We start from the raw sequence: 6583 nt of genomic DNA, 5'->3' as shown, positions 1-6583 counted from the left end.
GGCCGGCGCCGGCCGCCAGCGTGTCGGCGGCGTGGAACGAAGCCGCGTCGTCGGCGCCGATCGCGGCGGCGATGCCGCCTTGCGCCCAGCCGGTGGCGGTGCCGAGCCCGAGCGGGCTCGCGCTGACGAGCGTCACGGGCCAGGGCGCGAGGCGGAGCGCGACGCTGAGGCCGGCGACGCCCGCACCGACCACCACGACGCGGTCGGCCGGATTGCGGAGCAGCGCGTTCATCGGGCGCGCACCGCCAGCATCCGCTCCACCGCGGCCCGCGCCCGGTCGGCGAGGGCAGGATCGACCGTCACCTCGTGGGTCAGGGTCTCCAGCGCCCGGCGGATGTTCCCGAGGCTCATCCGCTTCATGTGCGGGCACATGTTGCAGGGCTTGATGAACTCGATGTCCGGGTTCTGCGCCGCGATGTTGTCGGCCATCGAGCACTCGGTGACGAGCACGACCTGGGCGGGCCGCTTCTCGGTCACGAAGTCCATCATCATGGCGGTCGAACCCGAGAAGTCGGATTCGGCCACCACGTCCGGCGGGCATTCGGGATGCGCGATCACGGTGACGCCGGGGTAGCTCTCGCGTACGTCGCGGATATCGGCCGGCGTGAAGCGCTCGTGCACCTCGCAGTGCCCGGCCCAGGTCAGGATCTCGACCTCGGGCACCTCCGCCTGGACGTTCTGGGCCAGGAACTCGTCGGGGATCATCAGCACCCGCGGGGCGTTCAGCGAGCGCACGACCGCGACCGCGTTGCCCGAGGTGCAGCAGAGGTCGGACTCGGCCTTCACCGCGGCCGAGGTGTTGACGTAGGTCACGATCGGCACGCCCGGGTAGCGGGCCCGCAGGCCCCGCACGTCCTCGGCGGTGATCGAGTCGGCGAGCGAGCAGCCGGCGCCCATGTCGGGGATCAGCACGGTCTTGCCCGGGTTCAGGAGCTTGGCCGTCTCGGCCATGAAGTGGACGCCCGCCAGCACGATCACGTCGGCGTCGACGCTCACGGCCTCGCGGGCGAGCGCGAGGCTGTCGCCGACGATGTCCGCCACCGTGTGGAAGATCTCCGGCGCCTGGTAGTTGTGCGCCAGGATCACCGCATTCCGCTCCCGCTTGAGGCGCAGGATCGCCTCGATGTCGGGCGCCAGCGCCGGCCACTCGATCGCCGGGACGTGCCGGCTGACGCGGGCGAAGATCTCCGGGAGCGGCAGGGACGATGCGGGGGCGCCGCCCGGAACGGGGCCGCGGGGGAACGGTTGACTGGTCGCCGCCATGGCGTCCTCCATTATGCTCAGTTTGAGCATTGCGCCGCCTAACTTAGGCGGGCCGACCGCCCCTGTCCAGATATGCTGAGAGTGAGCATAACGGTTTTGCGACGCACTGTTATGGTGCGGCGCGAAGACGAGCGCGCCCGCGTTCGGCGTTCATGCGATGCCGGCCCCGCCTCGCGACAACGCTCGGGCGCGCGGTGAAATCCCCCGCGGCGCAGCGTACAGGCGCCGCCTTCGTGCCCTCGCATCACCTCAGGACAGCGATCGAAACGGGGCGCTACAAGCTGAATTCAGAAAAGGTTCCATAGAAAGGCAAATATTTGCGGCCGATCTGAGGGAAGGACCGGCAACCTATGTTGCTGCGCCTGCCCCGGCACGGCGCGAGAGTGGGGACAATCCGCGAGGCCGCGCACCCGACGTCTCTCGCTCAACGTTCCAGTGCTCGAGGTCCGATGTCCGGCACCACCTGTCCGACAGACGCAACAGCCGCCCCCGTCCTGTCCGAGGGGATCCGCCAGCATCTCGGCACCCGGCTGCAGGAAGCCTACGCGGCCCTGCGGCACGAGCCGCCCTCCGCGCGCATCGCAGATCTCGTCGCCAAGCTCGACGCGGCCCTGGCCAAGGCGCAGGACGCGGACGAGCGCACCTTCCGCGCCGGCCTGCTGGAGGCGGTGCCGAGCCTCCACAACTTCGCGGTCTCGCTGACCCGCAACCCCACCGCCGCCGACGACCTCGTGCAGGACACGCTGCTGCGGGCCTGGCGCAGCCGCGGGAGCTTCAAGGCCGGCACGAATCTGGGCGCGTGGCTCTTCACGATCATGCGCAACGCCTTCTACAGCGTGCACCGCAAGCAGGCCCGCGAGGTCTCCGACACGGACGGCGACCACGCCGCCCGCCTCGCCACCGTGCCGGCCCAGGGCGGCCATCTCGACCTGCAGGACGTGCAGGCGGCGCTGCAGCGGCTGCCGACGGTGATGCGCGAGGCCCTGATCCTGGTCGCGGTCGAGAACGCCTCCTACGAGGAGGCGGCCGAGATCCTGAACTGCCGCATCGGCACCGTGAAGAGCCGCGTCTGGCGCGCCCGCGACCAGCTCGCGCACATGCTGGGCTACTCGGGCGCCGAGGTCGGCGCCGACCACCTCACTCTCTCGGCCCTCGGGCACGAAGGGCTCGCGGCCGAGATCTAGCGAGATCGAGCGAGATCTAGCTGCCGCGCGCGCGCCGCGCCGATCCGGCGCAGTCCGGGCCGGATCCAAGCCGTCCCGCCCGCGTTCCCCGCTCGCACGGATTGCAGCGCGGGCCTTCCCACCACCCGCGCCGGGGCCGGCCCCGAGGCCGGCGCGGGATGATGGCCATGACCGATACGAACGAGCGCGGCGCGTCCAGGTTGACGCGGCGCACGGCGATGCAGGGCTGCGCGGCGGCCTTCGGCGCGGCGGGCTTCGGCTGGCCGGGGCGCCCGGTGGCGGCCCCCGCTCCCGACGATCCGGACCCGCAGATGCTGCCGGTGCGGCTCGCGGTCAACGGCACGGCGCGCGACCTCACCCTCGACAGCCGCACGACGCTCCTCGACGCCCTGCGCGAGCATCTCGCGCTCACCGGCACCAAGAAGGGCTGCGACCACGGCCAGTGCGGCGCCTGCACGGTGCTGGTGAACGGCACGCGGATCAACGCCTGCCTGACGCTCGCCGCGATGCACGAGGGCGACACCGTCACCACGATCGAGGGGCTGGCGGAGGGCGACGCGCTGCACCCGCTCCAGGCGGCCTTCCTCGCGCATGACGGCTTCCAGTGCGGCTACTGCACGCCCGGCCAGATCTGCTCGGCGGCCGGCATGCTCGCCGAGGTCGAGGCCGGCTGGCCGAGCCACGCGGGCGCCGACATCACGGTCGCGGCCGAACTCAGCGACGACGAGATCCGCGAGCGGATGAGCGGCAACCTCTGCCGCTGCAGCGCCTATCCGAACATCGTCGCGGCGATCAAGGACGCCGCCGGCCGCAAAGCCTGAGGGGGCGCGCCATGAAGGCTTTTTCCTACGAGCGGCCGAAGACGGTGCAGGAGGCCGCCCAGATCGCGGCGGAGCGGCCGAACGCCCGGTTCATCGCCGGCGGCACCAACCTGCTCGACCTGATGAAGCTGCAGATCGAGACCCCGCGCACGCTCGTCGACGTGAACCGCCTGCCCCTCGACCAGGTGGCGGACACCGGCGACGGCGGCCTGCGCGTCGGCGCGCTGGTGCGCAATTCCGAGCTCGCCGCGCATCCGCGGGTGCGCCGGGAATACGGCGTGCTGGCCAAGGCCCTGCTCGCGGGCGCCTCGGGACAGCTGCGCAACAAGGCGACCACCGCGGGCAACCTGCTGCAGCGCACGCGGTGCTACTATTTCCACGACACGACGAAACCTTGCAACAAGCGCGCGCCCGGCTCCGGCTGCGCGGCGATCGGCGGGTACAACCGGATCATGGCGGTGCTGGGCGCCTCCGAATCCTGCATCGCCACCAACCCCTCCGACATGAACGTGGCGCTGCGGGCGCTGGACGCCACCGTCGAGACCGTGGACGCGGGCGGCGCCGCGCGGACGATCCCGATCGCCGACTTCCACCGCCTGCCGGGCGACACCCCCGAGATCGAGACCGCGCTCGAGCCCGGCGAGATCATCACGGCGGTCGTGCTGCCGAAGCCCGTCCCCGGCACCCACGTCTACCGCAAGGTGCGCGACCGGGCCTCCTACGCCTTCGCCACCGTGTCGGTCGCGGCCGTGATCGCGCATGAGGGCGGCAGGCCGAAGGCCGCGCGGCTCGCCTTCGGCGGGCTCGCCCACAAGCCCTGGCGGGTGGAGGCGGCCGAAGCCGCGCTCGTCGAGACCGGTCAGGCGGAGGCGGCCGCCGACCGGGTTCTGGAGGGGGCGAAGGGCTACGGCTCCAACGACTTCAAGATCCCGCTGACCCGCCGGACCCTGCGCGCCGTGCTCGCCGAGATCGCCTGAGGCTCCCCATGGACATGAACCAGCCGGTCGGCGCGACCCCGCTCGACAACCGCCCCGACGGGCTCGTCGGCAAGCCCATCGACCGCTACGAGGGCCGCCTCAAGGTCACGGGCCGGGCGCCCTACGCCTACGAGGTGCGCGAGCCGCGGGATCCGGCCTACGGCTTCATCCTCGGCGCGGGGATCGCCAGCGGGCGCATCCGCGCCCTGCAGGTCGGCGCGGCTCGGCGCGCGCCCGGCGTCCTCTATGTGATGACGCACGAGACCGTGCCGCCCCAGGGGGAGAAGTCGGAGCAGGTCTTCCCCCAGCTCCAGGGCACGGAGATCCGCCACTTCGACCAGCCCATCGCCTTCGTGGTGGCCGAGACCTTCGAGCAGGCCCGCGCGGCGGCCGCCCTGATCACCGTGCAGTACGACGCCGCGACCCCGAAGGCCTCGCTGCGCGCGGCGCTTCCCGAGACCTTCAAGCCCAAGAAGGCCCAGACCGAGCCCGACAGCGCGCTCGGCGACTTCGAGGGCGCGTTCCAGGCCGCCCCGGTGCGGCTCGACGTGGAGTACACCACCCCGCCCCAGATCCACGCCCAGATGGAGCCCCACGCCACCATCGCGGAGTGGCGGGGCGACCGGCTGGTGCTGCACACCTCCAACCAGATGCTGAACCGCGGGCGCAAATCCATCGCCACCGTGCTGGCGATCCCGGAGGAGCGGGTGCGGCTGGTGAGCCGCTACATCGGCGGCGGCTTCGGCTCGAAGCTGCAGCCGCAGCCCGAGGCGATCCTCGCCGCGCTCGCCGCCCGGGTGGTCAACCGTCCCGTGAAGGTGGCGATGACCCGCCAGCAGGAGTTCCACGTCGCCACCCACCGCACGCCGACCATCCAGCGCGTGCGCCTCGGCGCCGACGAGAGCGGGCGCCTCAGCGCGATCAGTCACGAATCGTGGTCGGACGCGACGCCGGGCGACCAGTTCTTCGAGACCTCGGCCAACGTCACCCGCTCGCTCTACGCGGCCCCGAACCGCCTCACCCGGCACCGCATCGCCAACCTCAACGTGCCGGTGACCTCGTCGATGCGCGCGCCCGGCGAGGCGGTGGGCCAGCTCGCCTTCGAGTGCGCCATGGACGAGCTGGCCGAGCGGCTGAACCTCGACCCGATCGAGCTGCGCGTGCGCAACGAACCCGCCCAGGACCCGGAGAAGGGGGTGCCCTTCACGGTGCGCCAGCTCGTGCCCTGCATGCGCGAGGGCGCGCGCCTGTTCGGCTGGGACAGGCGGCAGGCCGCGGGCACACGGCGCGAGGGGCGCTGGCTCGTCGGGCTCGGCATGTCGGCCGCGGCCCGCCTCAACCCGCTGATGCCCTCCTCCGCCCTGGTGCGGCTGAACCCGGACGGCACCCTCACCGTCCGCATGGCGATGACCGATATCGGCACCGGCACCTACACGATCCTCGCCCAGATCGCGGGCGAGATGATGGGGCTGCCGGTCGAGAAGATCCGGGTCGAGATCGGCGACACGGCCTATCCGGCGGCCGCGGGCTCGGGCGGCTCCTTCGGGGCGGGCTCGGCGGGCTCGGCGCTCTACGTGGCCTGCGACAACCTCCGGCGGGCGCTGCTCGCCAAGGCCGGCATGAACCCGGAGGGCGCCGACTTCCAGGGGGGCCGGGCCGTCTCCGGCAACCGCTCGGAGGCGCTCGGCGACCTCGCGGGGCCGGAAGGGCTGGAGGCACGGGGCGAGATCAAGCCCGGCAGTCTGAAGGAGGCCTTCTCGCACTACTCCTTCGGCGCGCATTTCGCCGAGGTCGGCGTCGATCGCGACACGGGCGAGGTCCGGCTGCGGCGGATGCTCGGCGTGTTCACGGGCGGGCGCATCCTCAACGCCAAGACGGCCCGCTCCCAGGCCATCGGCGGCATGACCTTCGGGGTCGGCGCGGCGCTGATGGAGGACGCCGTGATGGACCCGCGCTCCGGGACCTTCGTGAACCGGGATCTCGCCGAGTACCACGTGCCGGTCCACGCCGACATCCCGGCCATCGACGCGGTCTTCCTGCCCGAGCTCGACGACAAGGCGAACCCGCTCAAGAGCAAGGGCCTGGGCGAGCTCGGCATCTGCGGCGCGGGCGCGGCGCTCGCCAACGCGATCTACAACGCCACGGGCGTGCGGATCCGGGATTACCCGATGACGCTCGACAAGGTGATGAAGGGGTTGGAGGAGCAGGAGGGGCGCGGGGCGCGGCGGAGCTAGCGGTGCGGCCCGCGCCGATGGTGCCGGCGGCAGCAATTGCCGCCGCCCCTGCCGTCTCGATCGATTGCCCGCCGCACGCGCCGCCCGCACAGGCTACGGCGGGG

Annotated in this window: 6 protein-coding genes; 4 read left to right on the top strand and 2 right to left on the bottom strand. The window is 72.2% G+C overall.

Annotated elements, in window-relative coordinates; translation table 11 throughout:
* Together AX737_RS00495 and nadA are read right to left on the bottom strand one after the other, a co-directional pair.
* Positions 1–232 (bottom strand): FAD-dependent oxidoreductase (locus AX737_RS00495; protein ID WP_156453439.1); only part of this gene is annotated, 232 nt, incomplete at its 3' end.
* Positions 229–1263 (bottom strand): quinolinate synthase NadA, encoded by a 1035-nt coding sequence (nadA, locus tag AX737_RS00490; protein WP_066918129.1) that lies wholly within the window; start codon positions 1261–1263, stop codon positions 229–231. The genes AX737_RS00495 and nadA, both read right to left, overlap by 4 nt.
* Before the next feature lie 449 nt (positions 1264–1712).
* On the opposite strand from nadA, the gene AX737_RS00485 reads away from it, so the two are divergent.
* The 4 genes from AX737_RS00485 (at position 1713) to AX737_RS00470 (ending at position 6479) form a co-directional block, all read left to right on the top strand.
* Entirely contained in the window at positions 1713–2447 is a 735-nt protein-coding gene (locus AX737_RS00485; protein WP_066918127.1) for a sigma-70 family RNA polymerase sigma factor, read from the top strand.
* Between the two features lie 218 nt (positions 2448–2665).
* A complete protein-coding gene (locus tag AX737_RS00480; protein WP_066918128.1) occupies positions 2666–3268 on the top strand; it encodes a 2Fe-2S iron-sulfur cluster-binding protein in 603 nt (200 codons plus the stop codon).
* Between the two features lie 11 nt (positions 3269–3279).
* Positions 3280–4245, top strand: coding sequence for a xanthine dehydrogenase family protein subunit M (locus AX737_RS00475; protein WP_066918125.1), 966 nt, complete (start codon positions 3280–3282; stop codon positions 4243–4245).
* Positions 4246–4253: 8 nt separating this feature from the next.
* Complete coding sequence (locus AX737_RS00470; RefSeq protein WP_066918123.1) at positions 4254–6479, top strand: xanthine dehydrogenase family protein molybdopterin-binding subunit; 2226 nt, start codon at positions 4254–4256, stop codon at positions 6477–6479.
* The last annotated feature ends 104 nt before the right edge of the window (positions 6480–6583 follow it).

The organism is Methylobacterium sp. CCH5-D2 (assembly GCF_001556475.1).
GTDB classification, from domain to species: domain Bacteria; phylum Pseudomonadota; class Alphaproteobacteria; order Rhizobiales; family Beijerinckiaceae; genus Methylobacterium; species Methylobacterium hispanicum.
This window is presented reverse-complemented; position numbering and strand designations above follow the sequence as displayed.

Bases quoted from the DNA above. Each gene is read 5' to 3' on its own strand.
- nadA (WP_066918129.1), bottom strand. From the start codon at position 1,263: ATGGCGGCGACCAGTCAACCGTTCCCCCGCGGCCCCGTTCCGGGCGGC.
- AX737_RS00485 (WP_066918127.1), top strand. From the start codon at position 1,713: ATGTCCGGCACCACCTGTCCGACAGACGCAACAGCCGCCCCCGTCCTG.
- AX737_RS00480 (WP_066918128.1), top strand. From the start codon at position 2,666: ATGCAGGGCTGCGCGGCGGCCTTCGGCGCGGCGGGCTTCGGCTGGCCG.
- AX737_RS00475 (WP_066918125.1), top strand. From the start codon at position 3,280: ATGAAGGCTTTTTCCTACGAGCGGCCGAAGACGGTGCAGGAGGCCGCC.
- AX737_RS00470 (WP_066918123.1), top strand. From the start codon at position 4,254: ATGGACATGAACCAGCCGGTCGGCGCGACCCCGCTCGACAACCGCCCC.